The sequence below is a fragment of the Amycolatopsis sp. NPDC051758 genome (assembly GCF_044453095.1).
In the GTDB taxonomy this organism is placed as follows: Bacteria; Actinomycetota; Actinomycetes; order Mycobacteriales; family Pseudonocardiaceae; genus Amycolatopsis.
On the sequence record NZ_JBITCJ010000002.1, the window covers coordinates 125,484 to 151,471 of the forward strand.

The 25,988-nt window shown below is 71.3% G+C and carries 19 protein-coding genes; 9 read left to right on the forward strand and 10 right to left on the reverse strand.

Annotated elements, in window-relative coordinates; all coding sequences use genetic code 11:
* Positions 1 to 2: 2 nt before the first annotated feature.
* Positions 3 to 2,870: an ATP-binding protein gene (locus ACIA5G_RS09900; RefSeq protein ID WP_395922139.1), complete on the reverse strand. Its 2,868-nt coding sequence runs from the start codon at positions 2,868 to 2,870 to the stop codon at positions 3 to 5.
* Between the two features lie 273 nt (positions 2,871 to 3,143).
* Here ACIA5G_RS09900 and ACIA5G_RS09905 point away from each other — a divergent pair, with 273 nt between their 5' ends.
* Positions 3,144 to 4,682 carry a S8 family serine peptidase gene (locus ACIA5G_RS09905; RefSeq protein WP_395922140.1) on the forward strand — a complete coding sequence of 513 codons (1,539 nt, stop codon included), beginning with the start codon at positions 3,144 to 3,146 and terminating at the stop codon, positions 4,680 to 4,682.
* 50 nt (positions 4,683 to 4,732) lie between these two features.
* Here the strand turns inward: ACIA5G_RS09905 and ACIA5G_RS09910 are convergent, their stop codons facing one another.
* From ACIA5G_RS09910 to ACIA5G_RS09920, 3 genes are all read right to left on the reverse strand, one after another.
* Positions 4,733 to 6,178, reverse strand: coding sequence for a trypsin-like serine protease (locus ACIA5G_RS09910; protein WP_395922142.1), 1,446 nt, complete (start codon positions 6,176 to 6,178; stop codon positions 4,733 to 4,735).
* 85 nt (positions 6,179 to 6,263) lie between these two features.
* Positions 6,264 to 7,166, reverse strand: coding sequence for an aminoglycoside phosphotransferase family protein (locus ACIA5G_RS09915; protein ID WP_395922144.1), 903 nt, complete (start codon positions 7,164 to 7,166; stop codon positions 6,264 to 6,266).
* 203 nt (positions 7,167 to 7,369) lie between these two features.
* Positions 7,370 to 7,801, reverse strand: coding sequence for a DUF6292 family protein (locus tag ACIA5G_RS09920; protein WP_395922146.1), 432 nt, complete (start codon positions 7,799 to 7,801; stop codon positions 7,370 to 7,372).
* Between the two features lie 383 nt (positions 7,802 to 8,184).
* On the opposite strand from ACIA5G_RS09920, the gene ACIA5G_RS09925 reads away from it, so the two are divergent.
* The 3 genes from ACIA5G_RS09925 to ACIA5G_RS09935 all read left to right on the forward strand — a co-directional run bounded on the left by ACIA5G_RS09925 (position 8,185) and on the right by ACIA5G_RS09935 (position 11,171).
* Complete coding sequence (locus ACIA5G_RS09925; RefSeq protein WP_395922147.1) at positions 8,185 to 9,591, forward strand: FAD-binding oxidoreductase; 1,407 nt, start codon at positions 8,185 to 8,187, stop codon at positions 9,589 to 9,591.
* Positions 9,573 to 10,868, forward strand: a complete 1,296-nt coding sequence (locus ACIA5G_RS09930) for a class I SAM-dependent methyltransferase (RefSeq protein ID WP_395922149.1) — start codon at positions 9,573 to 9,575, stop codon at positions 10,866 to 10,868. Before ACIA5G_RS09925 ends, ACIA5G_RS09930 begins: the two co-directional genes overlap by 19 nt.
* 99 nt (positions 10,869 to 10,967) lie before the next feature.
* On the forward strand, positions 10,968 to 11,171 hold the full coding sequence (locus tag ACIA5G_RS09935; RefSeq protein ID WP_072479091.1) for a cold-shock protein: 204 nt from the start codon (positions 10,968 to 10,970) through the stop codon (positions 11,169 to 11,171).
* Between the two features lie 61 nt (positions 11,172 to 11,232).
* Here the strand turns inward: ACIA5G_RS09935 and ACIA5G_RS09940 are convergent, their stop codons facing one another.
* Positions 11,233 to 11,460, reverse strand: coding sequence for a hypothetical protein (locus ACIA5G_RS09940; protein ID WP_395922151.1), 228 nt, complete (start codon positions 11,458 to 11,460; stop codon positions 11,233 to 11,235).
* Between the two features lie 261 nt (positions 11,461 to 11,721).
* Here ACIA5G_RS09940 and ACIA5G_RS09945 point away from each other — a divergent pair, with 261 nt between their 5' ends.
* The gene (locus ACIA5G_RS09945) at positions 11,722 to 12,660 is read left to right on the forward strand and encodes an acyl-CoA desaturase (protein ID WP_395922153.1); all 939 of its coding nucleotides are present in this window, start codon (positions 11,722 to 11,724) and stop codon (positions 12,658 to 12,660) included.
* Positions 12,661 to 12,731: 71 nt separating this feature from the next.
* On the opposite strand, the gene ACIA5G_RS09950 is transcribed toward ACIA5G_RS09945, so the two are convergent.
* A complete protein-coding gene (locus tag ACIA5G_RS09950) occupies positions 12,732 to 13,748 on the reverse strand; it encodes an endo-1,4-beta-xylanase (protein ID WP_395922155.1) in 1,017 nt (338 codons plus the stop codon).
* Between the two features lie 103 nt (positions 13,749 to 13,851).
* Here ACIA5G_RS09950 and ACIA5G_RS09955 point away from each other — a divergent pair, with 103 nt between their 5' ends.
* Positions 13,852 to 14,922, forward strand: coding sequence for a LacI family DNA-binding transcriptional regulator (locus ACIA5G_RS09955; protein WP_395922156.1), 1,071 nt, complete (start codon positions 13,852 to 13,854; stop codon positions 14,920 to 14,922).
* 152 nt (positions 14,923 to 15,074) lie between these two features.
* Here the strand turns inward: ACIA5G_RS09955 and ACIA5G_RS09960 are convergent, their stop codons facing one another.
* Genes ACIA5G_RS09960 through ACIA5G_RS09975 form a run of 4 tightly spaced genes read right to left on the reverse strand, consistent with a single transcriptional unit; the run spans position 15,075 to position 21,207 of the window.
* Complete coding sequence (locus tag ACIA5G_RS09960; RefSeq protein ID WP_395922158.1) at positions 15,075 to 18,107, reverse strand: glycosyl hydrolase 115 family protein; 3,033 nt, start codon at positions 18,105 to 18,107, stop codon at positions 15,075 to 15,077.
* Positions 18,108 to 18,122: 15 nt separating this feature from the next.
* Complete coding sequence (locus tag ACIA5G_RS09965; RefSeq protein ID WP_395922159.1) at positions 18,123 to 18,947, reverse strand: carbohydrate ABC transporter permease; 825 nt, start codon at positions 18,945 to 18,947, stop codon at positions 18,123 to 18,125.
* Positions 18,947 to 19,918 carry a carbohydrate ABC transporter permease gene (locus ACIA5G_RS09970; RefSeq protein ID WP_395922160.1) on the reverse strand — a complete coding sequence of 324 codons (972 nt, stop codon included), beginning with the start codon at positions 19,916 to 19,918 and terminating at the stop codon, positions 18,947 to 18,949. The genes ACIA5G_RS09965 and ACIA5G_RS09970 overlap by 1 nt, the downstream gene beginning before the upstream one ends.
* Entirely contained in the window at positions 19,915 to 21,207 is a 1,293-nt protein-coding gene (locus ACIA5G_RS09975; RefSeq protein ID WP_395922162.1) for an ABC transporter substrate-binding protein, read from the reverse strand. Before ACIA5G_RS09975 ends, ACIA5G_RS09970 begins: the two co-directional genes overlap by 4 nt.
* Positions 21,208 to 21,339: 132 nt before the next feature.
* Here ACIA5G_RS09975 and ACIA5G_RS09980 point away from each other — a divergent pair, with 132 nt between their 5' ends.
* The 3 genes from ACIA5G_RS09980 (at position 21,340) to ACIA5G_RS09990 (ending at position 25,932) form a co-directional block, all read left to right on the forward strand.
* Positions 21,340 to 22,350, forward strand: coding sequence for a LacI family DNA-binding transcriptional regulator (locus tag ACIA5G_RS09980; protein WP_395922164.1), 1,011 nt, complete (start codon positions 21,340 to 21,342; stop codon positions 22,348 to 22,350).
* A 70-nt stretch (positions 22,351 to 22,420) separates the two neighbouring features.
* Complete coding sequence (locus tag ACIA5G_RS09985; RefSeq protein ID WP_395922166.1) at positions 22,421 to 24,718, forward strand: beta-glucosidase; 2,298 nt, start codon at positions 22,421 to 22,423, stop codon at positions 24,716 to 24,718.
* Positions 24,715 to 25,932, forward strand: coding sequence for an SGNH/GDSL hydrolase family protein (locus tag ACIA5G_RS09990; RefSeq protein ID WP_395922168.1), 1,218 nt, complete (start codon positions 24,715 to 24,717; stop codon positions 25,930 to 25,932). Before ACIA5G_RS09985 ends, ACIA5G_RS09990 begins: the two co-directional genes overlap by 4 nt.
* Positions 25,933 to 25,988 lie beyond the last annotated feature (56 nt).

Sequence of the window (25,988 nt, forward strand, 5' to 3'; positions counted from 1 at the left end):
CCTCAGCCGGTGCGCAGCTCACCCCGGGACCGCACCTTCAGCTTCCGCAGCACGTTCGCCACGTGCTGCTCGACCGTGCGCCGCGACAGGAACAGCACCTCGGCGATCTCGCGGTTCGTGTGCCCGTCCGTCAGCAGCCGCGCCACGTCCCGCTCCCGGGGCGACAGCTCGTCGCCGTACCCCCGACGACCTCGGCGTGACGGCGCCGTCGCCCCGGTCGAGCGGAACGTGTGGCGGCAGCGGGCCGCGTCACGGGTCGCGCCCAAGGCCGCGAAGACGTCCGCCAGGTCGCTGAACTCGGCTGCGGCCTCGCCTTCGCCGTGGTCGAGGCGGCACCGCGCCCGGCGTTCCGCCGCCAGCGCGGACGGGTACGGCGCCGGGAGCCGCTCGTAGCGGTCACGGGCCTCGTCGAAGAACTTCACCGCGTCCGCGACCTCGCCGTCGTGGGCGGCCACGATCCCGCGGCCTTCGGCCAGGACCGCGGCAGCCATCGGCGCGTCGAGGTCGCTCGTCTCGCGCTCCAGCTCGGTGAGCAGCTCGCGAGCCTCGCCGGCCCGGCCGGTCCGGCAGAACGCCTCCGCCGCCGCCGGGACCAGGTCGCCCGCCCACGCCCAGACTCCCTTGGTGCGCAACAACTCCAGCCCGCGCCCGGCTTCGGACGCCGCCGCGTCGACGGCGTCCTGGGCCAGCAGCATCCCGGCGATCCCGCCGTGCGCGGCGACCACCACCGGGGTGAAGGCGTTCTCCGGCCGGTCGACCCCGGTCGCCGCGAAGCAGGCTGCCGCCCGGTCCCAGGCGCCGCGGGCGGTCGCGAGCAGGCCCAGGACCAGGGACAGCTCACTGGTCACCGGCAGCAGGTCGCGGTACTCCGCCAGCAGCGCCAGCGCACGTTCGTCCAGCCCGGCCCACGCGCCGCTCAGCCAGTCGATGTGCACGCCGGTGGTACGCGCCGTGCTGACGACGTACGGCGTCCCGGAGTCGGCCGCGAGCTGCGTCCCGCGCTCCAGCAGGCCCCGCGCCCGCCGGTGGTGCCCGGTCCACGCGCCCGCGTCGGCGGCATTGCAGTACAGCCGGGCGAGCTGGCGTTGCTCCTCGGCCGTTCCGGCGACGGCCGGCGCGCCGTCAAGCGCGGCCCACGCTCGCGGGTCGCCGGTGTGCAGACGGGACGGGATGTTGTTGGCCATCAGCGTCAGCCGCAGCCTCGCGTCGGCCGCGGTGGCGATCAGCTCGTCGACCCGGTCCAGCCACGGCAGGTGCGCGCGCAACGGCGTCGCGCCGATCCACGGCTGGGCGAGCACCGCCATGCCGCGCCCGGCGAGGTCCGGCCGGTGGCCGAGCCCGGCCAGCGCCACTTCGATCTCCGCCCGGGCCGCTTCCAGTCCCCCGGCCTGCCGGATGAGCAACAGCCCCAGGCTCAGCCGGATCTCCGCCGCCAGCCGGCCCGACAGCCGGTCGCCGGTCAGCAAGCCCTCCAGCGTCGCGACGACTTCGGCCTGCGAGACGCCGTTGTTGGCCACCGAAGCCAGCTTCGCCGCCAGCCTGTCCACATCGGACGGATCGAGGTCCGGCGCGGCCAGCAGCGCCCGCACCAGCGCGATCGCCGTCGCCGGGTCGCCGACGTCGATCGCGCGGTCGGCCGCGGCTTCGCCGTACCGCAGGGCGTCGGCGGTGCTGCCGGCCTTCCGGCTGTGCTCGGCCAGCCGCACCAGGGGCGCCGGCAGCCGGCCGGCCAGCGCCCGGACCACCCGCCGGTGCAGCTCCTGCCGGTGCGGCCCCGGGATCGTCCCGTACGCGGCCTGCTGCGCGAGCTCGTGCCGGAAGCCGTAGCGGCACTCAGGCCCCTCGACCAGCACGGCCCGTTCGAGGGCGGAGACGAGCGCGTGCCGCCCGCGGGCCGCGCCCAGACCCGCGACCGTGGTGAGCAGCTCGGCCGGCGCGGGCTCGGCGAGCACCGCGGCGGCCTCGGTGATCCGGCGCGCCGCGAGCGGCAACGTCGCGAGCCGCTCGACCGTCGCTTCCCGCAGCAGCGCGGGCACCTCGGCGGTGTCGAGCAGCCGCCGCGCGGCCGCACCGTCGGCGTGCACCGCCCCGGCGGGGTTGCGCAGCGCGTGCAGGGTTTCCTCGACGACGAACGGGATCCCGGCCGTGCGCTCGTGCAGCCGGGCCGCAAACGCGGCGGACACCCCGGGCTCGCCGAGCAGCGCACCGGCCAGCCGCCGCACGCCGTCCGGGTCGAGCGGGTCGAGCCGGACCCGCGTGGTCGAACTGCCCGGCGCCGGGCGGTGCGCCCGGCCGAGCGGGATCCCGCCGGGCGCGTCCTCGGGCCGGTAGCTCACCAGCAGGACCGTCCCCGGCGGCAGGTCGCTCATCAGGAACCGCAGCAGCCGCCGGGATCCGTCGTCGGCCCAGTGCAGGTCCTCGATCACCAGCACCAGCGGGCCCAGCAGGTCCAGCAGCTCGCGGACGGCGCGGAAGAAGCGGTGGGCCTCGGCGCGGCGGTCACCGAGGGGTGCCGGGGCCGGTGGCAGCCGCGACGCCAGTTCCGGCAGGTAGCGGCCCAGGACACCGGCGAGCGGGCTCAGCCGCGACGCCGACGGCAGGTACTTCCCCGCGTCCCGCAGCGCCTCGACGACCACGCCGTACGGGAACGGCTCCCGCAGCGGCTGGCAGCAGCCGGCCAGCACGCGCGCCCGGGCGAGTTCCGGGCGCGCCAGCAGTTCGCCGGTCAGCCGGGTCTTGCCGACGCCGGCCTCACCTTCGAGCACGAGCACCGCGGGCGGGCGCAGCGCGGCGGAGACGAGCGCGGCCAGCTCGGCCGTCCGCCCGATCAGGACCGGTGAGCTGGTCCTGGCCACGATCCCGTTTGTCATCGCCGTCCCCCGCCTGAAAGCGGCACCGCGCCCCGAACCACCCTGTTCGGGTGATTCGGAGCTTAGGTCCGCCGCTCGGGCGCACGGAACCCGCGACGGCGGGCACGGAACTTTCGTAGGGGTGGCGCCGGCGGCATTAGTTACGTAGCCCTACGGGTAACTGCCTCGCTTGTTCGTGCAGGTGATCACCCCCGACAGTGAGACCGCGGTGGCTCTCGGTCACCCGGGCGGACCGCACCCCGATTCACCTGTTCGAGTGAGTGGAGCTGAAGCATGCGCACAGTTCATCGGAAGGCGGGTGTGCTCGCCGCGGCGGTCCTGGCCACCTTGGCCACCACCGGCGCGGCCGCCGCCGCGCAGCCGGAAGGCAGCGTGGTCCCGGCCCGGCAGCACTACGGCGACCAGTACATCGTGGTGCTGAAGGACGCCCAAGCTCTCGCGACCCCGGCGTCGCTCGCCGGGCGGTACGGCGGTCAGGTCCGGTCGACCTACACGCGCGTCCTGCACGGGTTCTCCGCCCGGCACCTCACCGCGCAGCAGGCGCGCCGGCTGGCCGCCGACCCGGCGGTGGCGGCGGTCTACGAAGACGGCACCGCGCGGATCGCCGGCACCCAGGCCAACCCGACCTGGGGCCTCGACCGCATCGACCAGGCGAACCTCCCCCGCGACAAGTCCTACACCTACCCCAACACCGGCGAGGGTGTCACCGCCTACGACCTCGACACCGGGATCAAGCCGGACAACCCCGAGTACGAAGGCCGCGCTTCGATCGGGAAGGACTTCGTCGGCGGGAACGGCAGCGACTGCAACGGCCACGGCACGCACACCGCGGGCACGATCGGCAGCAAGACCTACGGTGTCGCGAAGAAGGTCAAGCTCGTCGGGCTCAAGGTGCTCGGCAACGACTGCTCGGGCAACGGCCCGGACTCCGCCGCGGTCGACGCGATCGAGTGGGTGACCGCCAACGCCGTCAAGCCCGCCGTGGCCAACATGAGCCTGACCATGGACCAGGTCGGGGTCGGCGACGACGCGATCAAGCGTTCGATCGCGGCCGGGATCGTCTACTCGGTGGCCGCGGGCAACAGCTCCACCGACGCCTGCAACACCAGCCCGGCCCACGTGCCGGAGGCGATCACGGTGAACGCTTCCGACGAGAACGACAACCGCGCGTCGTTCTCCAACTACGGCAGCTGCACCGACATCTTCGCGCCCGGCAACAACATCACGTCGCTCGGCCTGTCGAACGGCGGCAGCGCGAACATGAGCGGCACGTCGATGGCGACCCCGCACGTCACCGGCGCGGCGGCGCTCTACCTGGCCGCCAATCCCGGCGCCACGGCGCAACAGGTGCGGGACGCGCTTGTCGGCGGCGCCACCTCGGGGGTGGTCAAGAACGCCGGGAGCGGCTCGCCGAACAAGCTGCTCAACGTGTCGTTCATCGGCGGTGGCACCCCGCCGGCCCGGTGCGGCGCGAAGTCGAACACCACACCGGTGGCCATTCCGGACGCCGGGGCGGCGGTGACCAGCTCGGTCACCCAGGAAGGCTGTGACGGCAAGGCGTCCGCGGCACTGGCGGTGAAGGTCGACATCAGCCACTCCTACCCCGGTGACCTGGTGCTCGACCTCGTCGGCCCGAGCGGCGCGGTCTTCCCGCTGCAGAAGGCCGGCGGTTCCGGGACGGCGTCGGGCGTTCACACCACCTACGCGGTGAACGCGGCCGCCGAGACCGCCAACGGCACCTGGCAGCTGCGCGTGCAGGACGTCTACCGGTTCGACACCGGGACGATCGACGGGTTCACGATCACCTTCTGACCCGGGCCGAGCGGGAGGCCGTGGCGCGGCGGCCTCCCGCTCGTTCGTCCCTATTGGACGGTCAGGGTGTACTTCGTGGTGGCTGTCTTGCCCGTCGAGTCCTTCGCCGTCACGGTGACCGGGTAGGTCCCGCGCTGGAACGGGCCGACGACCTGCATCTGCGACGTCCCGCTGCCGCTCACCGTCGAGGGGTTGAAGAACGGCGCGAACGACAGGCCGGTGCCCGACAGCGTCACGGTGCCGGTGCCACCGGACACGGTGACCGTGGCGGTGGTGAAGAAGCCGGGTTGCACGGTCCCGCTGCCGGGGTTGACGCTCACCTTGAGGTCGCCGGTCGGCGGTTGGGCATTGCCGACGGTCAAAGTCAGCTTCGCGGTCGCCGTGCCGCTCGGGCCGGTGCCGGTGACCGTGACCGGGTAGTCCTGCTGCGGGGTGTTCGCGGCCGTCTCGATGGTCAGCTTCGCGGTTTCACCGGAGTTGATCGTCGACGGCTGGAACGTCGCCTTCGCGCCCTCGGGCAGCCCCGATGCGGTCAGATCGACCTTCTCACTGCCGTTCTTGCCGGCGGTGCTGGTCACCGTGGCCGAGACGTACTTGCCCGGGTCGACCTTGACCGTGCCGGGCGTGACACCGAGGCCGAACGTCTCCGGCGGGGTGACGTCGCCGAGCTGCTGCTTGACCCAGTCGCCCATGTCGTTGTTCAGCCGGCCGTAGACGCTGTACCACTTGAAGTCGCTGCGGCTCCACGAAGCGACACCGGCGACCTTGCCGTCGACGATCAGCGGCCCGCCGCTGTCGCCGGGCAGGATCGTCACATGACCGTCGGAGTACCCGCTGCAGATCATGGTGGCGTCCTGGAACCCGGCGCCGACACCGCTGCAGTTGCTGCCGGCCACGATCGGCAGGCTGAACTTCGTCAGCGTGACGTCACGCGTGTTGTCGTTGAAGTCCTTCTTGCCGTAACCGAGGCCCAGCCCGGTTTTGCCCGGCTTGTTGAGGTCGGTGTCGGCCGACGTCGCGACCTTCGCGTACTGCCCGCCCGGCACCGGGATGTCGCGGTCGGTGGTGACGACCGCGACGTCGTACCCCTGGTCGAAGTTGACGTACTTCGGGTGCGTGTCATAACTGGTGACGCCGATCGGTGTGCCGCCGCCGGCGTTGAGGTCGTCCAGTCCGTACAGGAAGGACTTCCGGCCGTCGGCCGCCTTGCAGTGGGCGGCGATCAGGATCTTCCGCGGCGCGACGACCGACCCGGTGCAGGTCTGGCCCAGCGGCCGGGAACCGCCTTCCCGCAGTCCCGCGATGATGAAGGGGTGGTCCGCGACGGACGCCGGTGTTCCGCCGACCGACGACGGCGAAACACCGGCCGGCAGCGGTGTTCCGCCGAGCGGGGTGACCGCGGGCGGGTTCCCGGCCGCGCCGGCGGCGGGGACGGCGATCAGCGGCAGGGCGAGGACGGCGGCGAACGCCCCCAGCAAGCGTTGTCTCGAGTTCACGGCAGCTCCTTAGGTTGCTGCCGGTCACTTTCCGGTGACGCCGGGTGCCAGAACAACCGGGGAGCCGCCCCGTACGGCTACGGAACTATTGACCGATCTCCACGAGGACGCGCCTTGCTTCCCCGGCCTCCCGGTCGGCACTGCCCCAGGTGCGAGCGCAGGTGACGAGCGTCTTCCAGAGCGCCCATCCGCGCCCGCGCGCCCAGGTCGCCTCGTCGACGGACAGCCGTTCGCGGAACGCCTGCCGGCCGTCGGCGGTCAGCAGCGTCCAGGCGACGGCCATGTCACAGGCCGGATCCCCGGCGCCGCAGGTCCCGAAGTCGATGACCGCCGTCAGCTCCCCTTGGCCGAGCAGGAGGTTTCCCTCGGCGACGTCACCGTGGAACCACCGGTCCACACCGTCCCAGCGTGCGTCCAGCGCGGTCTTCCAGATGTCGCGGGCCAGGCCGGTGTCGACGTGGCCGTCGAGCTTCGCGAGCGCACGCCGGGTTTGTTCGTCGTACGTGCGCAGGGTGCCACCGCGGAACCAGTTGTGCTTTCCCGGCGGCGGAGCCCCGGTGGGATCGACACACTGCAAGGCCGCCAGGAACCCGGCCAGGTCGACCGCGAACCGGACGGGGTCGGCGACGCGCTCCGCACTCGCGGGCTCACCCTCAAGCCACGGGTAGATCGACCACGCGAAGGGGTAGTCCGGGCCGGGCTTGCCTTCCGCCAGCGGGACGGGGATCGGGAGCGGCAGCCGTGGAGCGAGCACCGGGAGCCAGCGCTGTTCCTTCTCGACCGCCAAGGCGTACTCGGCCGCGCTGGGCAGGCGCGCCACCATGGTGTCGCCGAGGTGGAAGGTGAAGTTGTCCCAGCCGCCGCGGGCCACGGGTCGAACCGGCAGGCCCGCCCACTGCGGGAACTGCTCGGCGACGAGCCGGCGGACCTGGTCCGCGTCGACGGTCCGGCGCCGGGGCACGGCACCGAGACTCGGGATCGTGCTCAATGCGGCATCCTCGTCGGCTGCGGAAGCTGGTGGGTGGGATCCGCGCGACCATAACCGGCCGGACCGCGTCCGCTCCACCGAAAATCGGCTACGCGACCAACGCTCGTGGTCACCGGCCTCGCGCACCACCAACGCCGCCGGCTCGCCGACCCCCGAGCGGCCCGACCACAACCGGCCGGCCGAACCCCGCCACCGAAAACCGGCTACGAGACCGCCGACTCGGGAACCAGCGTCAGCAGGTGCTCGTGGTCGCCCGCTTCGCGGAGCACCGGCGCTTCGAGCGCACCGGCCCCCGGATCGCCGGCGCGCACCGCGGCGAGGAACCGGACGACCGCCCGGGGTTCGGGGAGCACGTCACGGCCGAGGTAGGCGAGGACGGTGGCGGCTTCACCGGTGGCGTCCTCGATCGCGGCCGCCCAGCCGTGCACCTCGTCCCAGACGAGCGCGAGATCGTGGCCGGGGAAGCGGTCCAGCCGCCAGTCGAGGGCGATGTAGGCGGCAGCGGGCGTGCCGGCGTCCAGTGTGCAGGACTCCAGCCCCACCCCGACCGCCCGGGCCACCGCGCCGAGGTACCGGCGCAACCGCCGCTCGAACGAGAACTCCGTGTCGCGCCCGAAGTCGATCAGAATGCTCAACGCCGCCTCGCTTTCCCCGTCCAGCCGCGGGATCCCCGCGGTCCGAGCGCCGGATACCCCGCCGTCGCGGCGATCAACCGCGAAGGTCCGACCTCTGCGGCGGAGTCCGTCCGGCGACTGTTCGCATGTCATCGTTTCGATGACATGTTAGCCAGAAGAAGCCGGCCGGGCCAAGCTTGTCCGGACCGCCGTGACCGAACCGCACCCCGGCGTGGAACCCGGCCTTGCGGGACAAAACGCCGGTCGGCTCGATCCTGGGATTCACCAGGCTGAACGCGGCTCGGTGGTGCCGCCCGGGCGGAATCCCGCCGGCTGGGACGGCCCGGTTTTTCCGGTGCCCCGGGGGAAGTGCGTCCGCCCTTCCGGTGAGGCAGGATCGAGGGGTGACCATTGATCAGGCCGGGGTGCCCGAAGCCCGTCCGGGCCCGGCGTTCCCCGAGCACGAAACCCGCGTCGCCGACTTGCGGCGGCAGCTCGCCGCGGTCAGCGGCGAAGCCACCGTCCGGCTGGCGAAACGGACGTCGAACCTCTTCCGCTCCCGCGCCGCGTCGAAGCACCCGGGCCTGGACGTGTCCGGGTTCACCCACGTCCTGCGCGTCGACCCCGAGACCCGCACCGCCGACGTCGAAGGGATGGTCACCTACGAGCAGCTCGTCGACGCGACGCTGCCGCACGGCCTGATGCCGCTGGTCGTGCCGCAGCTGAAGACGATCACCCTCGGCGGCGCGGTCACCGGGCTCGGCATCGAGTCCTCGTCGTTCCGCAACGGCATGCCGCACGAGTCGGTGCTGGAGCTCGAGATCATGACCGGCGACGGCCGGATCGTCGTCGCCCGGCCGGACAACGAGCACAGCGCGCTGTTCCACGGCTTCCCCAACTCCTACGGCTCCCTCGGGTACGCCCTGCGGCTGCGGATCGCCCTGGAGCCGGTGAAGCCGTTCGTGCAGGTCCGGCACGTCCGCCACCACGACCGCGACACCTACTTCACGGCGCTGGGCGAGATCTGCCGGAGCAGCGAGTACCAGGGTGAGCACGTCGACTTCGTCGACGGCACGGTCTTCGGCCCCGACGAGCTGTACCTCACCCTGGGCACGTTCACCGAGAGCGCGCCCGCGACCAGCGACTACACCTGGCTGGACATCTACTACCGCTCGATCCAGCGGCGCGAGACCGACCACCTGACCGTCCGCGACTACCTGTGGCGCTGGGACACCGACTGGTTCTGGTGCTCACGCGCGTTCGGCGTGCAGCACCGGCTGCCGCGGCTGCTGCTCGGCCGCAAGCTGCTGCGGTCGTCGGTCTACTGGAAGGCCGTGGCGCTCGACCGCCGGTTCAAGATCGCCGAACGGCTGCTCAAGCTCCGGCGGATGCCGCCGGAAGAGACCATCGTGCAGGACATCGAGGTCCCGCTCGCGCGCGCGGCGGAGTTCCTCGAGTTCTTCGAGCGGGAGATCCCGATCAGCCCGGTGTGGATCTGCCCCCTGCGGCAGCGGCCCGGCGGGGTGCGCTGGCCGCTCTACGAGCTGAACCCGGACGAGCTCTACGTCAACTTCGGGTTCTGGTCGGCCGTTCCCCTGGACCCCGGTGAGCGTGACGGCGTGCACAACCGGATGATCGAGGCAGAGGTCACCCGGCTCGGTGGGCACAAGTCGCTCTACTCGGACAGCTTCTACGCCGAGGACGAGTTCTGGCGGTTGTACAACGGAGACGTGTACCGGGAGCTCAAGCGGACGTACGACCCGGCCGGGCGGCTGCTCGGCCTCTACGAAAAATGCGTCCGCCGCCGGTGAAAGGAACGAACGTGACCCAGGAAAGCACCACCGTCGGCGCCGTCTTCGAGCGCCTGCTCGGCCCCCGCGCCCAGGTGTCGATCACCGCCTACGACGGCAGCAGCAGCGGCCCGGCCGACGCGCCGGTCGCGATCGAGGTGCGCTCACCGCTGGCGCTGGACTACCTGATGTCCTCCCCCGGCGACCTCGGCCTCGCCCGCGCGTACGTCGCCGGCGCGCTCGACGTCACCGGCGACCTCTACACGGCGCTGCACGCGCTGTCGGCCCAGGTCGACCAGCTCTCGGCGGCCGACCGGGTGTGGCTGCTGCGCAAGCTCGGCCCCCGCCACCTGCGGGTGGTCAAGCCGCCCGCCGAGGAGCACCCGAGCCGGTTCCGGCGCGGGATGACCGCGCTGCGGCACTCCAAGGCCCGCGACAGCGAGGCCATCGCCAGCCACTACGACGTGTCCAACCGGTTCTACGAGCTGGTCCTCGGCCCGTCGATGGCCTACACCTGCGCCGTCTACCCGGAGGCGGACGCCTCCCTCGAGGAGGCGCAGGCGAACAAGTTCGACCTGGTCTGCCGCAAGCTCGGCCTCAAGCCCGGGATGCGGCTGCTCGACGTCGGGTGCGGCTGGGGCGGGATGGTCGCGCACGCCGTCCGGCACTACGGCGTCGAGGCCATCGGCGTCACTCTTTCGCGTGAACAGGCTCAGTGGGCGCAGAAGAACATCGTCGCCCTCGGCCTCGCCGACCGCGCCGAAATCCGGCACCTCGACTACCGGGACGTCACCGAAACGGGGTTCGACGCGATCTCGTCGATCGGCCTGACCGAGCACATCGGCGCGCGCAACGTGCCCGGGTACTTCCGCTTCCTCGCCGGGAAGCTCAAGCCGCACGGGCGCCTGCTCAACCACTGCATCACCAACCCGGACACCAGCGTCGCGCACCGCTCCCGCGGGTTCATCGACCGCTACGTCTTCCCGGACGGCGAGCTGGAAGCCCCGGGTGAGCTGGTCACGGCCATGCACGACGCCGGCCTGGAGGTCCGCCACTCGGAGAACCTGCGCGAGCACTACGCGACGACGCTGGCGGCCTGGTGCGCCAACCTCGACGAGCACTGGGACGAGGCGGTGGCCGAGGCGGGCGCCGGGCGCAGCCGTGTGTGGGCGCTCTACCTCGCGGCCTGCCGGCTGGCGTTCGAGCGGCGTGAGATCGAACTGCACCACATCCTCGGGGTCCGGACCGACAGCGAGGGCGGGATGGGCATGCCGCTGCGCCCCGATTGGGGAGTTTGACCACCGGGCTAGCCGGTCGGGACCGGTAATGGAATGATGGTCGCGAGACCGGGTGTCCGAACGGGGCGCCCAGGCTCACTACAAAGAGTAGGTATTGGTATGGCTCAGGGCAGTGTCAAGTGGTTCAACGGTGAAAAGGGCTTCGGCTTCATCGCGCAGGACGGCGGGGGACCGGACGTTTTTGTCCACTACTCCGAGATCCAGGGCAACGGCTTCAAGTCGCTCGACGAGGGCCAGCGCGTGGAGTTCGAAATCGGCCAGGGCCAGAAGGGCCCCCAGGCCCAGCGCGTGAGCGTCATCTGAGCCACGAGGCACCTGAGGCCCTCGCCCCGTATCCCGGGGCGGGGGCCTCACTCGTTCCCCGTCATCGGTTGGACGACGGGAACCGGCCTCCGCGGGTCCCGAGCGCGATCAGCTCGGTGTACTGCACCTGCCAGGACTGCTCGGTCGCGAGCAGGTCGGCCAGCCGCTGGGTCCAGCCCTCGTCGACCGGGGCCGTGGCGCTGTCCAGGTGACGGAGGGTGTCGGCCCGGGCCTTGAGCCACTCGGACAACGTCGGATCGAGCGCGGGTCCACCTGCTTGGGCTGCCATCGCCCCACCGTACGCGGCTCGCGACCACCCGGCGGGCCGCCGGCGCTCGTGTAGCCTCGGAAGAGCGGGAGCACCTCGTATGCCGGCACCCCAGCCGGCCTCACTCCCGCTTCACGTGGCCAGCAGGGCCGATCGCCGATCAGGAGCGGCGACCACGCTCCCTCCCCAGCGCCGCGTTCGGACAGTTGACCGCCGGGTGTTTCCGCCCCCGGCCTCCCGCGCTCGGCTCGGACCAGCGCGAAGACTTCGAAACGAGAGTGCATGACCACCTCCACCCCGGTGAAGGCACCCCGTGCCGCCCCCAAACCGGTGCTTTCCGGCCGGCAGACGCTGGCGGAGCTCATCACGATCCGCACGTTCCTGCTCGTCCCGTTCCTCGCGCTCGCCGCGGCCGTCCCGGTGTTCTGGGGCTGGGGCGTCAGCTGGCTCGACCTCACCATCGGCGGCGCGTTCTTCTTGGTGTCGACGCTCGGCATCACCGTCGGCTACCACCGCTACTTCACCCACGGCGCGTTCCGCGCCAAGCGGGCGCTGCGGATCGCGCTGGCCGTCGCCGGCGGGCTCGCCGCGCAGGGCCCGGTGATCGGCTGGGTCGCCGACCACCGCCGGCACCACGCCTTCTCCGACCGCGAGGGCGACCCGCACTCCCCGTGGCTGTTCGGCACCTCGCCGGCGGCGCTGGCACGCGGCTTCTGGCACGCCCACATGGGCTGGCTCTTCGGACGTGACAAGACCAACATCGACCGGTTCGCCCCCGACCTGGCGGCCGACCGCGACATGCGGGTCGTCGACCGGCTCTTCCCGCTGTGGGTGGTGACGAGCCTGCTGCTGCCGCCGCTGCTCGGCGGCCTGATCACGCTCTCGTGGTGGGGCGCGCTGACCGCGTTCCTCTGGGCGGGCCTGGCGCGGATCTCCTTCCAGCACCACGTGACGTGGTCGGTGAACTCGGTCTGCCACATGATCGGCGAGCGCCCGTTCACCAGCCGCGACCGCTCGGCCAACTTCTGGCCGCTGGCGATCCTGTCGCTGGGCGAGTCCTGGCACAACACCCACCACGCGGACCCGACGTCGGCCCGCCACGGTGCGCAGCGCGGGCAGATCGACATCTCCGCCCGGGTGATCTGGCTGTTCGAGAAGCTCGGCTGGGCGTGGAACGTCCGCTGGCCGACGGCCAAGCGGCTCGCGGCCCTCGCGCGCTGACACCTCGCGTTCGCCCTGAGGGGCACCTTCATGGCTTTTACGGCCATGAAGGTGCCCCTCACGGCATCGGGTCAGGGGTTGATGCGCGTGTACGCCGGCTTCGGGCGCAGGTTCTCGTCGAAGAGGCAGGCCGCACCCTCACCCGGGAAGACGTCCGGGACCCACGAGTGGCGGTCGGTGAAGCCCCACGTCGTGAACTCGACGCACCGCCGCACCGCGTGGCAGCCGTCCCACAGCTGGTCGAAGTAGCTCGCCTGGGTGTCGAGCTTCGCCGCGTCGGGCGGGGTCGGGATCCGGACGTCCGCCTCGGTGATCGCGACGTCCACCCCGAGCCTCGTCAGGCGCTCCAGGTTGGCGCGGTACTCCCCCGGGAAGCCGTACTGGATCGACAGGTGCGCCTGGACCCCGACGCCGCCGATCGGCACACCTTGCCGTCGCAGTGTCTTCACCAGGTCGTACACCGCGTCGCTCTTCGGGTTGCGACCTTCGATGTTGTAGTCGTTGATGTAGAGCGTCGCCTTCGGGTCGGCCGCGTGCGCCCAGCGGAAGACGTCGGCGACAAAGCCGTCGCCGAGCTTCTGCCGGAAGACCGTGTCCCGCCGGGTTCCGTCTTCGTTGAAGATCTCGTTGACGACGTCCCAGGCACGGATCTTTCCCTGGTACCGCTTCACTTCCGTCGTGATGTGCTCACGCAGCACCTGCCGCAGCTCGGCGGCGGGCAGCGCGGCCACCCAGTCCGGGAGCTGCGAGTGCCAGACGAGCGTGTGGCCGCGGACGGTCTTGTGGTGCTGCTGCGCGTACCGCACGATCGCGTCCGCGCCGGACCAGTCCGGCTGCCCGCGCACCGCCTCGACGGTGCCCCACTTCATCTCGTTCTCGGGTGTCACGTTGTCGAATTCACGGGTGAGCACGGCCCGGTAATCGGGTTCATCCGCCAGGTAAGCCGCGGCGACGGCACTGCCGACGTAGCGGTTCGTGAGGTATTTCAGCGGAACCGCCGCCGATGCCGCGGGCGCCTGTCCGACCGCTACTCCGACCAGCGCAGCCAGCACCACCAGCGTGCGTTTTATAGGAATTGTTCCCGGCATCTCGTCCACTCCTTTGTCCGACGAACGTCAAGGCCTCTTTCGGAGCAACGGCCGAAAGTTTCGACCGTGTTCTTCCGCGGGTTGATGAATTAGAATCTCCTTCATGACAACGAAGTCCGAAGATCTGGAGCCCGTGGCGTCCCGGGTCACCATCGCCCGGATCGCCGCCGAGACCGGCGTTTCGGTGCCGACGGTTTCGAAGGTGCTGAACGGCCGCCCGGACGTCGCCGAAACCACGCGAGCCCGCGTTGAAGCGGTCATCGGGAAATACGGATACCGGCGCCGTGCCGACGAACGGTCCCGCCGTTCGCGATTGCTGGAACTGATGTTCCACGAACTCGAAAGCACCTGGGCGCTCGAAATCATCCGCGGGGTCGAGTTCGTCGCCCGCGAAAACGGGATGGCGGTCGTGCTGGCGGAATCGTCGGGTCGCCACACGCCCGGGCAGAGCTGGCTGGAGAGCGTGCTCGCCCGGCGGCCGGTCGGGATCGTGTCGGTGTGTTCCGACTTCACCGGCGGGCAGCTGGCGAAGCTGCGCGCCCGTGACATCCCGCTGGTGGTGGTGGACCCGGCCGGCGCGCCCGGCCCGGAGACGCCCTCGATCGGGGCCACCAACTGGCAGGGCGGGCTGACGGCCACCCGGCACCTGGTGGAGCTGGGCCACCGCCGGATCGCGATGATCGGCGGCCCGGACGGCGTGCTGTGCAGCCGCGCCCGCATCGACGGTTACCGCACGGCGCTGGAGACGGCGGGCCTGGCGTTCGACCCGGCCCTGGTCCGCCGCGGCGACTTCCACGTCCGGTCCGGCTACCGCGAGCTGGCCTCACTGCTCACCCTCCCGGACCGCCCGACGGCCGTCTTCGCCGGCAGCGACCTGCAGGCGCTGGGCGTCTACGAGGCCGCGCGGGACGCGGGCCTGCGGATTCCGGACGACCTGAGTGTCGTGGGTTTCGACGACCTGCCGATCGCCCGCTGGCTGACGCCCGAGCTGACGACGGTCCGCCAGCCCCTGCAGGAGATGGCCGCGGCGGGCGCCCGGCTGGCGATCTCGCTGGCTCGCGGGTCGCACCCGGAGAGCCACCGGCTGGAGCTGGCGACCAGCCTGGTGGTCCGGCAGAGCACAACGACCCCGGCCCACCAGGGTTTCGAAGTCCTCGCCGGCGGCGCGAGCTAGCCGAGCGGGAGACTGGCGCGGGTACTTCGGGGCAGTTGCGACCCCCGGATGCCCACCGGCCGCCTCCGGCTTGCGCGGCACTTTCGAGGCCACTACGGCCCGCCGGCACCGACCACCGGTCGTCGAGCCCGCGAGCCCCGAGCCGCCGCGGGTCATGACGGCCACCGCGTGCTTTCCGGCGGCCCCAGATAACTCGGCCGCAGGCCACCGGTGTCGACCACCAGTTTCTGCACCACCACCGCCGGGTCGACCATCCACACCTTCAGCACGTGCGGCCCCGGCGCACCCACCTCGTGCCGCGTCGACGTCAGGTTCACGTTGTCCGACGTGGTGCGTTCCCACTGGCGGTTCATCGTCATGTCATCGGCGCCGGTCGCCTTCGTGATGTTCACGACCTGCGGCGAAGCGTCGTCGAACGAGACCGCGTACCGCAGTCCGTCACCCTGCAGCACGTTGCTGCGTGGCGAAAGGTACGCCCACACCGTCACCGGCCCGGCCGTGACCAGCGTCATCCGGTACTCCAGCCGCGGGCCCGCGCCCGCCGCCCGGCTCGGCGCCGTGACCGGAAACGGCGTCATGCCCGCGCCCGTGCGGCCGAGGTCCGGGATCCGCCGCCACGTGGTCCCCGAAGAACCGACGTTCGCGCTGCAGTGCTCCGCCTCCACCGACACGTATCCCCCGGCTTCGACGAACCCGCGCCGCCACGACGGCGGCACGACCGGGTTGCGCACGACGGCGTCCACCACCACCGAACCACCCGCGCCCGCCACCGTGACCGGCACGGTCGTGGTGCCCTTCGGCGCCCGGGCCCAGTCGATCCGCACGGTCATCCGCAGCTCCTCCTCCACCCGGCCGCCGCGCGGCTCGACCTGCACCCACGGCGCACCGGCCGTGACGGTGCAGCGGAACGGCGTCCGCCCGCGGTTGAACACGTCGATGTACTGCGGCGGCGCGCTCTGGAACGGGCTGAACTCCGGCAGCGCCGGACGGCCCGGCGGCCCCGGCCACGACTGCTCGGACCCGTCGACGGCGACACCCAGCGAAGCCGCAGCGGGCAGCGAGAGCCGCCGTACGGCCGGGAAGATCACGTCCGGCAGCGCGACGTTGTTCAGTTCCGGCTGCTGCCACGGCGCGTTCGGGCCGTACCGCTCGACGTCGCCGTAGTCGATGTGCGGCTGGGTCTGGAAGCCGTTCCACTTGCCATTCGCAATGCCCGTGTTGTACTTCGAGGCCAGCGCGAGGTCGTCGGCGAAGCGGGCCTCGGTGACGGCGGCGAGCGCGTTCGCCGAAGCTCGGCCCTGCGCCGCGAAGAGCAGGTTCGTGAACTCGGCCCGCCGCAGCGCGTACAGGTTCGCCGACGCCTCGACCTGGTACAACACCAGTTCGAAGTACGCATCACGACAGGCCGCGGGCAGCCGCGAAGAGATCTTCGACGCCCGCGCGGCCAGCTCCTGCCATTCGTCGGTGACCCGGTCCAGCTCGCGGTGGTTGACCAGGCTGAACGGTGTCGCCTGGTCGTCGTACACGATGGTGCCGTCCGGCTGGAGCGTGATCCGCCGGTTCAGCAGCTCCGGCTTCCGGCGGGACTGCAACCGCCCGTAGTCGTGCAGCACCCCGGCGATCTCCGACGCCACCGCGGCCCCGAAGTTCGCCGCCGCGAACCCACGCTCCCAAGTGGACAGTTGCGAAGCGGGGAGCGCCGAAGGATCCCAGGCGTAGTCGAGGAAGAACTGCAGCGGCAGCTCGTTGCCCTTCATGTCACCGACGTTGGCGACCCACAGCCGGTCGTTCCCGTACGACACGGCCTGGTTCAGCTGTTCCCACGTGTTCGCGAGCAGCGCCGTGTCGACCCACTTGTAGTTGCGGCCGCCGCCGACGTAGTCGAAGTGGTAGTACAGCCCGTACCCGCCGGGATGCGGCGGCAGGGCGAGATCCGGGTGCTTGCGGACGTTGCCCCAGTTGTCGTCGGTGAACACCACGATGACGTCGTCGGGCGGGCGCAGGCCCTGCGCCCAGTACCGCTGCACCTCCTTGTACAGCGTCCACACCTGCGGGACGTCCGTGCTCAGTTCGCGCGCGAGGATGTCGCGTTCCGCCGCGATGATCTCCTGCATCAGCTCGATGCCGTCCCCGTCGGGCAGGCTGACGTCGCCGTTGCCGCGCATGCCCAGCGTGACGACGCCTTCGAAGTCCTCGCGGACCATCCGGCGGATCCCGTCGGTCCAGTAGGCCTTGATCGCCTCGCCGTTGCGCCGGAAGCTCCACTCCCCCGTGCCGCCGTACGGGTCGTGCCCCGGCGTCGTGATGTTCCCCGCCGGATCGCGGACCGCCGGCACCGCGTGCCGGTTCCACTCCTCGATCCCGCGCATCATCGGCGCCTCGTGCGAGGTGCCCATCACCACGCCGTACTCCTTGGCGGTGGCGTGGTTGAGCGGGTCGTCCTCGGCGAACGCGCGCCCCCACACCGCCGGCCACAGGTAGTTGGCGCGCAGCCGCAGCATCGTCTCGAAGACCTTGGCGAAGAACAGGTGGTTGAAGCCGCCCGGGTACCCCGGCGCCTTGCCGGGACCGAAGTACGCCGGCGCCCAGGTGCCGAGCGCCGGATTTTCGTCGTTGATGAAGAACCCGCGGTACTTCACGTGCGGCGTGCCCAGGCTGAACCGCTCCCCCGGCAGGTGCAGCTCCGCGCTGCGCCGGGGCGGGACGTCGGCCCACCAGTACCACGGCGAGACGCCGATGCGCCGCGAAACCTCGTAGACGCCGTAGATGACACCGCGCTGGTCGCTGCCGGTGAGGACCAGGCGCCCGTCGACCACCTGGCTCAGCGACGTCTCCCACTTCCCGGCGATTCCGGTGACGTCGAGCTTCCCCGCGGCGACCAGGCCGTCGACCAGCGGGCTGTGGCCGAGGGTGCCGACCAGCACCACCGGCCCCTGCCGCGGGACGACGTCGACCGAGACCACCGGGCGGATCCCGGTGACGCGTTCGACGTCGGCGGCCAGGTCGCCGACGACCCGGCGCACCCCCGGCTGATCACCGGAGCTCACGACGATCGTCGCGGCCTTTCCCCGCGACACCAGCGGGAACCCGGTCCCGGCTCCGGCGAGGCCCGGCAGGGCCACGGATCCCGCCCCCGCGAGGGCGAGCAACTGCAAGAACGCACGACGGTGGACCTCGGACGGCACGGGAGACCTCCTGAGTCAGCCCTTCACGGATCCGGTGAGCCCGCCGACGATGCGCCGTTCGGCGAGCACGAAGAACGCCAGGGCCGGGATCATCGACAACGCGGTGAACGCGAGCACCTTGGCGGTGTCCTGGGAGTACTGGGACTGGAACGTCGCGACGCCGAGCGGGAGCGTGAAGTGCGCGGAGTCGTTGAACACCAGCAAGGGCAGCAGGTAGGCGTTCCAGCTGGTGACGAAGGCGAGCACACCGACGGTGGTCAGCGCGGGCGCCGACAGCGGCAGCAGGATCCGCCAGAAGAACCCGAGCCGGCTGGCGCCGTCGAGCACCGCCGCGTCCTCGAGCTCCCCGGGGATCGCGTGCATGAACGGGCGCAGGATCACGATCGTCACCGGCAAGGAGAACGCCGCCTCGGGGATCGCCACGCCCCAGAAGCTCTCGAGCATGCCCAGCTGACGCAGCCACAGGTACAGCGGCAGCGTCGCCACGGTGAGCGGGAACAGCAGGCCGAGCGTGAACAGCGTGTACAACGCCTCCCGGCCCTTGAAGTGGTAACGGGAGAGCGCGAACCCGGCCATCGAGCCCAGGCCGACGGCGACCAGGGTCGCGATCACCGCGATCAGGGCGCTGTTGCCGAGGAACATCCAGAACGCGCTCGAACCGAGGACCGACGCGTAGTTGTCCGTGACCCACGGGCCGGGCAGCCCCGCCGGATCGGTGTTGATCTGCGCGTTGGTGCGGAACCCGCCGAGCACGACGAACAGCAGCGGCACGAGGGTCACGCCGATCACGACGATCGCCGCGAGGTAGCCCATCGACAGGCCGAACGGGCGCGTTCGCATCAGCCCACCATCCTCGTCAGGGCGCCCTGGGTGTCGCGGCGCAGCGCGTACCGCTGGTACAGCAGGGCGAACAGGAAGCAGATGACGAAGAGGATGACCGCCACCGCGGAGCCGAACCCGAACTCGTAACGCTTGAAGCCGTGGTCGACCAGGTAGGTCGCCATCGTCATCGACGCGTTGGCCGGCCCGCCCAGGGTCATGATCCACACGATGTCGAACAGCTGGAGCGAGCCGATCACCGACAGGAAGATCCAGATCCGGATGGTCGGCCCGAGCAGCGGCAGCACGACGTGCCGGGTGGTCTGCCACGCGGACGCGCCGTCGAGCGCCGCGGCCTCGCGCAGCTCCGCCGGCACGCCCTGCAGCCCGGCGAGCAGCAGGATGATGCCGAACCCGATGAACTTCCAGGTGATCACCACGAACAGCGTGTAGAGCACGATGCCCGGGTCGGCCAGCCACTGGTGGATCAGGCCACCGAGCCCGGCGCCCTTCAGCAGCTGGTCGGTGAACCCGTTCGGCTGCAGCATCTGCACCCAGATCACCGCGGTGATCGCCTCGGACAGCACGTACGGCGCGAACACCAGGGCGCGCAGCACCGCGCGGCCCCGCAGCTTCCGGTTGAGCAGCATCGCCAGCCCGATCGACAGCGGCAGCTGCACCACGATCGACAGCCCGGCGATGATCAGGTTGTGGCCGATGGCGCCTTGGAACACCTCGCCGGCGAAGGCGTCGGCGTAGTTGTCCAGGCCGACGAAGTCGTCGAGCGGGCCGAACCCGTTCCACTGGTACAGGCTGTAAAACGCGGCGATCCCGATCGGCACCAGCACGAACCCGCCGAACAGCAGCAGGGCCGGCCCGAGCAGCAGGGCCAGCTCAAGCCGCTTTCCCCGGCCGGAGCGCTTCGCCCGGGAACCCGCCGCCGGAGCGGACGGCCGCGAAGCCGTCCGCTCCGGCGTCGTCGTCGTGGTCACTTGTTGCCCGCCGCGGCCTGGTTGACGGCGGCCACGATGCCTTCGGGGGTGCCCTGGCCGGCGAACATGTTGGCCACCGCGTCGTTCAGGGCCGCGCCCACCGCGGTCGGGAACGCCTTGTCGAAGTACATCTGCAGGTACGGCGCCTTCTGGCCGTAGTCGAAGACCTCCTTGAGCGTGTCGGTCTTCAACGACTTGGCAGCAGCGGTGTTGACCGGCAGGCCGGCCCCTTCCGCCGCGAGCTTCGTCTGCACGGGCTCGGTGTTCAGGTACTGCAGGAAGTCCGCGCACGCCTTCACCGCGCGGGAGGTGCAGGCGAAACCGTCACCGCCGCCGAGCACGGCCGCCGGGTCACCCTGGCCGCCCGTCACGGACGGGAAGGCGAACCAGCCGACCTTGGAGTCGAGCTGCTTGTCCTCGGTGAGCGCCGACATCGTGCCGGGCTCCCAGTCGCCCTGCAGCTCCATCGCCGCCTTGCCGTTGGCGACCAGCCCCGCGGAGCTGCCCGCACCCTGCTGGGCCGGCGTGCCGGCGAAGCCGGTCTGGAACGGCTGCGTGTCCAGGAAGCTCTTGAGGTCCTGCCCGGCCTTCGTCCAGCACGGGTCCTCGAGCTTGACCGCCTTCACCGACTGCTTGAGCACGTCGGCGGAGCACTCCCGGACGGCGAAGTAGTTGTAGTAGAAGGCATCCGGCCAGCGGTCCTTGCCGCCGACGGCGATCGGCGCGACACCCTTGGCCTTCAGCTTGGTGACCGCGGCGTTCAGCTCGTCCATGGTCTTCGGGGGCGCGGTGATCCCGGCGTCGGCGAACAGGTCCTTGCGGTACCAGAAGCCGACGAAGTGCTGCTCGAACGGCACGCCGTACTGCTTGCCGTCGACCTGCCAGCTCTCGGCGAACTTGCCCGCCTGGGAGATCCAGGACTTGGTCGCGTCGGAGATGTCGGCGACCTTGCCCGAGGTGACCTGCGAGGCCAGCTCGCCGGCGCCCCAGGACTGGTAGACGTCCGGCGGCTCGGCTCCCTGCAGGGCGAGGGGCACCTTCGTGGGGAAGTCCTCGTTCTGCAGCGGCTGGGCCTTGAGCGTCACGTCGGGGTGCGCCTGGTGGTAGTCGGTGACGACCTTCTCCCAGATCGACTTGATCGGATCGGTGGTGCCGTTGTGCCACCAGGTGAGGGTGACCGGGCCGCTCGGCTGCGCGGGCGTGTCGGTCCCCCCGCTGCACGCCGAAAGCGCAAGTGGCAGAACAGCCACCAGGGCGGCGAGAACGGGGATCCGGCGGTTCAGAGACATCGTGGGTCCACTCCTGACGACTTCGGCCGAGTTGGACGGGGCGTGACAGCGCCCGGGTGGCGAAGAGTCTGCTCCCGGGCAAATCGGATGTCAATCGTTGTCGATAACGTTTTACATCGCTAGTCTGGGCCGATGCAGCCCAGTTCCAGGGTGACCATCCGTGACGTCGCGGCACACGCCGGCGTCTCGGTGGCCACGGTTTCCAAAGTCATCAACGAGCGCTACGGCGTCTCCGCCGCGACCCTCGCGAAGGTCCGTGCGGTGATCGAAGAGCTCGGCTACGAGGCGAGCCTGGTGGCGCAAAGCCTGAGAAACCACCGGACGAACGTGATCGGCATCCTGGTCGCCGACCTCGAACCGTTCTCCACCGAGCTGCTGAAGGGTGCTGCCGACGCGATCCGCGGCAGCGGCTTCGAACTCGTCGTCTACTCCGCGGGCGGGCGCACCGGCGACCCGAAGGGCTGGGAGAAGCGCTACCTGTCCCGGCTGAGCGGCACCCTCGTCGACGGCGCCGTGCTGGTCACGCCCGCGGTCTCCCTGGAAGCCGTGCCCGGCACGCCGGTGGTGGCCGTCGACCCGCACACCGGGCCGTCGCACCTGCCCACCATCGACTCAGACAGCCTCCGCGGCGCGCAGCTGGCCACCGAGCACCTGCTCGAACTGGGGCACCGGCGGATCGGGTTCCTCTCCGGCCGTCCCGACCTGCAGTCGGCCGAACTGCGGAAAACCGGTTACCTGCAAGCATTGGCCGCCGCGGGCGTGCCGGCCGACGAGGACCTCATCCGGATCGGCGCCTACGACCCGGAGGTCTCCGCGGCCTCCGCGCACGACCTGCTCACCGCCCCGGACCGGCCGACCGCGGTGTTCGCCGCGAACGACATCTCGGCCATCGCGACCGTCGGCGCGGCGCGCGAGCTCGGGCTCTCGGTGCCCGGCGACCTTTCCGTGGTGGGCTTCGACAACGTGCCCGAGTCGGCGCTCTGCAGCCCGCCGCTGACCACCGTCGACCAGCCGATCCGCGAGATGGGCCACCGCGCAATCAGCATGCTCATCGCGCTGATCAACGGCGACGCGGTCGAGCGCACGCACGTCACCCTCGAGACCGGCCTGGTGGTGCGGCACTCGACCCGCGCCCTCCCCTGATCTCCTGTGCCATCCGGGGTTTCGCCACCCGGAACCCCGAAAGCTCCCTCCTGACGAAGGGCGGAAAGCCTTGACCACGCAGCCCACCACGGCACCGGAGCCGTGGCGCGACCCCGCGGCCGACCCGGGCGAGCGCGTCCGCGTCCTGATGGCGAGGATGACCCTCCGCGAGAAGCTCGCCCAGCTCTACGGCGTCTGGGTCGGCATCGACTCCGGCGGTGAGATGGCGCCGCACCAGCACGACTTCGTCGACGCCTCGATCGACCTCGACGACCTGGCCCGCCACGGCATCGGGCAGCTGACCCGCGTCTTCGGCACCCGGCCGGTCGACCCGGTGATCGGCGCGCGCAGCCTCGCGCGCACGCAGCGGCAGATCATCTCCGGCAGCCGGTTCGGGATTCCCGCCGTGGTGCACGAGGAATGCCTCACCGGCCTGGCCGCGTGGCAGGCGACGATCTACCCGGCGCCGCTGTCCTGGGGAGCGACGTTCGACCCGGACCTGGTGCGGCGAATGGCTTCGCAGATCGGGCGGACGATGCGCGGGCTCGGTGTGCACCAGGGTCTCGCGCCGGTCCTCGACGTCGCGCGCGACCTGCGCTGGGGCCGCGTCGAGGAGACCATCGGCGAGGACCCGTACCTGGTCGGCGCGATCGGCAGCGCGTACGTCGCCGGCCTCGAGTCGGCGGGGATCGTCGCGACGCTGAAGCATTTCGTCGGGTACTCCGCCTCGCGCGCCGGCCGCAACCTGGCGCCGGTTTCGGCGGGGCCGCGCGAGATCGCCGACGTCCTGCTGCCGCCGTTCGAGCAGGCCCTGCGCGCGGGCGCCCGGTCGGTGATGAACGCCTACACCGACACCGACGGGCTGCCGTCCGCGGCGGATTCCGCGCTGCTCACGGACCTGCTGCGCGAGACGTACGGCTTCACCGGCACCGTGGTCGCCGACTACTTCTCGGTGGCGTTCCTGCACCGGCTGCACGGGGTCGCGGCCGACCGCGGCGACGCCGCCGGGCAGGCGCTGAGCGCGGGCATCGACATCGAGCTGCCCACCATGGACTGCTACGGCGAGCCGCTGCTCGCCGCGGTGGAAGGGGGTGCGGTCGACGCCGCCGCCGTCGACCGCGCTCTCGAACGCGTGCTGCGGCAGAAGTGCGAGCTGGGTCTGCTCGACGCGGACTGGGCGCCGGAGGTGCCCGAGGAGATCGACCTCGACGACGCTTCGTCGCGGGCACTGGCCCGCACGGTCGCGGAGCAGTCGATCGTGCTGCTGCACAACGACGGGACGTTGCCCCTCTCCCCCGGCGGCGAGATCGCCGTGGTCGGCCCGCGCGCGGACACGGCCGGCGCGATGCTGGGCTGCTACTCGTTCCCGCTGCACGTCGGCGTCCACCACCCCGACGTCCCGTTCGGTGTTTCGGTGCCGACCGTGGTGGAGGCCCTGCGTTCTTCCCACGACGTCACCTACGCCCTGGGGTGCCCGGTGACCGGCGGGGACGACGACACGATCGCGGAAGCCGTGGCGGCGTGCGCTTCGGCTTCGGTCTGCGTCGCCGTGCTGGGTGACCGGGCCGGGCTGTTCGGCGGCGGGACGTCCGGCGAAGGCTGCGACGCGCCCGACCTGCGGCTTCCCGGCCGTCAGGAGGAGTTGCTGGAAGCGCTGCTGGCCACGGGGACGCCGGTGGTGCTGGTGCTGCTTTCGGGACGGCCGTACGAGATTTCCCGGCAGATCTCGCGGCTGGCCGCGGTGGTGTGCGGCTTCTACCCCGGCGAGGAGGGCGCGCCGGCGCTGGCCGATGTCCTCAATGGACGGATCAACCCGTCCGGGCGGCTGCCGGTGAGCTTCCCGGCGGCCGGCGCGAGCCAGCCGTCGACCTATCTGGCCGCGCCGCTGGGCCGGCGCAGCGAAGTCAGCACGGTCGACCCGTCCGCGCTGTTCCCGTTCGGGCACGGGCTGTCCTACGCGCCGGCGACCTGGCTGGACGTCAGCGCGACCGGCTCGGTGTGGCCGACGGACGGCGTGTGCCGGGTCCGGGTCACCCTGCGCAACGACCACTCGCGGCCGACCACCGAAGTCGTCCAGGTATACCTGCACGACCCGGTCGCGGAAGTCGCGCGGCCCGAGCGTCAGCTGATCGCCGCCCGGCGGGTTTCCCTGGAGCCGGGCGCGACTTCCGTGCTGGAGATCGGTTTGCACGCGGACCTGACGTCGTACACCGGCCGGGCGCGCGAGCGCCAGGTCGACCCCGGCGACGTCGAGCTGCGAGTGGGGACGTCGAGCGAGCAGATCGTGACGACGCTGCACTGCACGATGACCGGGCCACGCCGTCTTGTCGGCTTCGACCGGGTGCTCTCACCGGAGTTCTCGTCGTGAGACGGCCGTTGCTGGTCCTGCTCCTGGCCGTCCTGACCGCGCTCTTCGTGGGCGCGTCGGGCCGTCCGCCGTCGTCCCAGTGGGTCGCGACCTGGACGTCGATGCCGCAGCTGACGGAGCCGTCGAACATGCCGCCGGCGCCTTTCACGGGCGCCGACCGCGTGCTTGACAACGCTTCCCTGCGCCAGACCGCGCACGTGTCGGTGGGCGGTCCGCGTATCCGGCTGCGTTTTTCGAACGCCTTCGGCGGGGCGCCGCTGCCGCTTTCGGCCGTCTCGGTGGCGCGTCCTCTTGACGGACGTGCGGGCGTCTCGGCGGTGGTGCCGGGCAGTGTTCTCCCGGTGACCTTCCACGGAAAGCCGTCGACGGTGGTCCCGATGGGCGCACAGGTGGTGTCGGACCCGCTGCCGTTCCCGGTGCGGCCCTTCGAGAACATCACGGTGACGACCTACCTGGCGCACGGCCAGGGTTCCCTCTCGATCACCTCTCACCCGGGTTCGCGGACGACGTCCTACCTGCTGTCCGGCAACCAGGTCGCGTCGGCCGACCTGCCCGGCGCGACCCCGGTGGACCACTGGTACTTCCTGAGCGGCGTCGAGGTGCTGTCGCCGTCGTCCGCGGTGGCCGTGATCGGCGACTCCCTCTCGGACGGCCGCGGCTCGACGACGAACGGCAACGACCGCTGGCCGGACGTCCTCGCTTCCCGGGTGCCGGCCGCCGTCGTCAACCAGGCGGCGGGCGGCAACCGGGTGCTGCAGGACGGCCTGGGCCCGAACGTCCTGGCCCGCTTGGACCGCGACCTGCTGGCCCAGAGCGGAGTCTCGTGGGCGATCGTGTTCGAAGGGATCAACGACCTCGGCACGGCGGCTCCCGCGGCCGCTTCGGCCGTGGCGTCGGACCTGATCGACGCGTACGACCAGATCATCGTCCGCGCCCACGCCGCCGGGATCCGCGTCTACGGCGCGACCCTGACCCCGTTCGGCGGCAACGAGGGGTACGACGACCCGTTGCGGGAAGCGGCGCGCACTTCGGTGAACGAATGGATCCGTGCGCACTTCGACGCGGTGCTCGACTTCGACCGGGTGGTCCGGGATCCGTCAGCACCATCCCGGCTGCTGCCGGCCTACGACGTCGGCGACCACCTGCACCTCAACCCGGCCGGATATCGCGCCCTGGGTTCGAGCGTCTCGGCCCGGCTGTTCGAGGATCGCTGACATAGCACTGTGGACGGGCCGGAAAAGGGACAACTTCGGGACAGTCGAGGTAGCTG

Bases quoted from the DNA above. Each gene is read 5' to 3' on its own strand.
- ACIA5G_RS09975 (WP_395922162.1), bottom strand. From the start codon at position 21,207: ATGTCTCTGAACCGCCGGATCCCCGTTCTCGCCGCCCTGGTGGCTGTT.
- ACIA5G_RS09955 (WP_395922156.1), top strand. From the start codon at position 13,852: ATGACAACGAAGTCCGAAGATCTGGAGCCCGTGGCGTCCCGGGTCACC.
- ACIA5G_RS09940 (WP_395922151.1), bottom strand. From the start codon at position 11,460: ATGGCAGCCCAAGCAGGTGGACCCGCGCTCGATCCGACGTTGTCCGAG.
- ACIA5G_RS09965 (WP_395922159.1), bottom strand. From the start codon at position 18,947: ATGCGAACGCGCCCGTTCGGCCTGTCGATGGGCTACCTCGCGGCGATC.
- ACIA5G_RS09950 (WP_395922155.1), bottom strand. From the start codon at position 13,748: ATGCCGGGAACAATTCCTATAAAACGCACGCTGGTGGTGCTGGCTGCG.
- ACIA5G_RS09945 (WP_395922153.1), top strand. From the start codon at position 11,722: ATGACCACCTCCACCCCGGTGAAGGCACCCCGTGCCGCCCCCAAACCG.
- ACIA5G_RS09900 (WP_395922139.1), bottom strand. From the start codon at position 2,870: ATGACAAACGGGATCGTGGCCAGGACCAGCTCACCGGTCCTGATCGGG.
- ACIA5G_RS09905 (WP_395922140.1), top strand. From the start codon at position 3,144: ATGCGCACAGTTCATCGGAAGGCGGGTGTGCTCGCCGCGGCGGTCCTG.
- ACIA5G_RS09930 (WP_395922149.1), top strand. From the start codon at position 9,573: ATGCGTCCGCCGCCGGTGAAAGGAACGAACGTGACCCAGGAAAGCACC.
- ACIA5G_RS09935 (WP_072479091.1), top strand. From the start codon at position 10,968: ATGGCTCAGGGCAGTGTCAAGTGGTTCAACGGTGAAAAGGGCTTCGGC.
- ACIA5G_RS09980 (WP_395922164.1), top strand. From the start codon at position 21,340: ATGCAGCCCAGTTCCAGGGTGACCATCCGTGACGTCGCGGCACACGCC.